The sequence below is a fragment of the Streptomyces sp. SID14478 genome (assembly GCF_010548525.1).
Classification (GTDB): Bacteria; Actinomycetota; Actinomycetes; order Streptomycetales; family Streptomycetaceae; genus Streptomyces.
The window spans coordinates 1-2,180 of sequence record NZ_JAAGMG010001475.1 but is presented as its reverse complement, the minus strand read 5'-3'; the positions used below and the strand labels follow the sequence as shown (position 1 = coordinate 2,180).

Annotated in this window: 3 protein-coding genes; 2 read left to right on the top strand and 1 reads right to left on the bottom strand. The window is 74.1% G+C overall.

The features are described 5' to 3' along the window. Together G3I40_RS46125 and G3I40_RS46120 are read left to right on the top strand one after the other, a co-directional pair. Positions 1 to 983, top strand: a 983-nt coding sequence (locus tag G3I40_RS46125) for a cyclopropane-fatty-acyl-phospholipid synthase family protein (protein ID WP_164560754.1), incomplete at its 5' end; no start/stop codon positions are given. Then, positions 980 to 1,780, top strand: a complete 801-nt coding sequence (locus G3I40_RS46120; RefSeq protein WP_164560753.1) for a DUF1295 domain-containing protein — start codon at positions 980 to 982, stop codon at positions 1,778 to 1,780. The genes G3I40_RS46125 and G3I40_RS46120, both read left to right, overlap by 4 nt. A gap of 38 nt (positions 1,781 to 1,818) precedes the next feature. On the opposite strand, the gene G3I40_RS46115 is transcribed toward G3I40_RS46120, so the two are convergent. Beyond that, a partial coding sequence (locus G3I40_RS46115; protein WP_164560752.1) for an anti-sigma factor occupies positions 1,819 to 2,180 on the bottom strand: 362 nt, incomplete at its 5' end.

Genomic DNA, 2,180 nt, shown 5'->3' with positions numbered 1-2,180 from the left:
CCCGCGCCGTCGGCGCCCTGGCCCGGCTCGGCGCTGCGGGGCCGCCCCCTCCCGCGCCCGCCACCCAGGCCCGGCTGCGCGGCGCCCTGCACAGCAGGCGCCGGGACCGGGAGGCCATCAGCCACCACTACGACCTGTCCAACGCCTTCTACCGGCTGCTCCTGGACGAGACGATGGCCTACTCGTGCGGCTACTGGGCCGACGAGGAGGGGTTCACCGCGGCCGACGCACAGCGGGCCAAGCTCGAACTGATCTGCCGCAAGCTCGACCTCGCGCCCGGCGCCCGGCTCCTCGACGTCGGCTGCGGCTGGGGCTCCCTCACCCTGTACGCGGCGCAGCGGTACAAGGCGCGGGTCACCGCGGTGACCGTGTCCCGGGAGCAGGCCGCGTACGTGCGCGAGCAGGTCGGCGAGCAGGGCCTGTCCGACCGGGTGGACGTGGTGTGCCAGGACTACCGGGACATCGCGGGCGGCGGCTTCGACGCCGTGGCCTGCGTCGAGATGGGCGAACACGTCGGGGACGCCGAGTACCCCGCGTTCGCCGCCGCGCTGCACCGGCTGCCCCGCCCGCTGGGGCGGGTGCTGGTCCAGCAGATGTCGCGGGGGTCGACCGCGCCGGGCGGCGGCGCCTTCATCGAGGCGTACATCGCGCCCGACATGCACATGCGCCCGATGGGCGAGACCGTGCAGCTGCTGGAGACGGCCGGTCTGGAGGTCAGGTCCGTGGAGTCCCTGCGCGAGCACTACGTGCGCACCGTGGAGGCCTGGCACGACACCCTGGAGGAGCGCTGGGACGACGTCGTCCATCTCGTCGGTGCGCAGGCTGCCCGCGTCTGGCGCCTCTACCTGGTCGGCGGCGCCCTCGCCTTCGAGGAGCGGCGCATGGGCGTCGACCAGATCCTCGCCGTGCGCCCGGCGGACAGCGGACACAGTGGCTTCCCCGCCACCGCGAAGGACTGGTATCTCGCACTGGACCAGCTGTGAACGGCTTCCCCTGGGGTGACTTCGCCGTGGGTCTGGTGTGGTCGGCCGGTGCCGCGCTGAGCGTCATGCTGGTCACGTTCGCCGTCGCCGTGCGCAAGGGACTGCACCGGGTCGTCGACGTCGCCTGGGGTCTCGGCTTCGCCGCGGTCGCCGTGGTGAGCTGGGCGGTGTCGGCGGGCGACGGCGACGGGGGCCGCCGTGCCCTGGTCACCGTACTGACCGTGGTGTGGGGGGTGCGCCTGGCGGGGCACATCGCCGCGCGCGGCCGCGGGCACGGTGAAGACCCGCGCTACGAGCGGATGTTGGCCAGGGCCCCGGGCAGCCGGAACCTCTACGCCCTGCGCATGGTCTACCTGCTCCAGGGCGCGCTCGTGTGGCTGGTGTCGCTGCCGGTCCAGGCCGCCCAGTACACCCCCGGGCCGACGGGCACGTGCGCGTGGGCGGGTACCGCACTGTGGGCCCTCGGGCTGTTCTTCGAGACCGTCGGGGACGCGCAGCTCGCCCGGTTCAAGGCGGACCCGGCGGCCAAGGGGAAGATCATGGACCGCGGGCTGTGGCGCTACACCCGTCACCCGAACTACTTCGGGGACTTCTGCGTGTGGTGGGGCCTGTTCCTGATCACCTGCGACACGTCCGCCGCGGCGGCGGTCAGCATCGTGTCGCCGCTGGTGATGACCCTGCTGCTGACCCGGGGCAGCGGCAAGCGGCTGCTGGAGCAGCACATGGCCGAGCGTCCGGGCTATGCCGCCTACGTCGCCCGCACCAGCGGCTTCCTGCCGCTGCCGCCCCGCAGGTGAAGCGAGGAGCCCCGGGGTGTGCCGGGGCTCCTCACGCCTCAGGCGGGGAAGCGCATCAGGGCCACCGGCGCGGTGGTCGGACGGTCGGACCCTCCCGCGGGTTCGACGGTGATGCCCATGCCCGACGCCGCGCCGACCCCGCCGTCCAGCAGCACCGCCTGGTCACTGCGCCCGGCGTCCATGAGACCGGCCGCGCGCATCGTCCCGCCGTCGTCGAACCACAGTTGGTAGACCTTGCCCTGCGGGGGGTGCGCCATCCCGGAGACGACGAAGACCGCCCTGTCCTGGCCCGCGGAGACGACGACGGTGCCGGTGGCGCCGCCCGCCAGCTTCGCCGAGCCCGTCCGGGCGTCGGGCGCCGCGAGCACGGCGGCGACCCGCTCGGTCCCCTGCTCGGCCT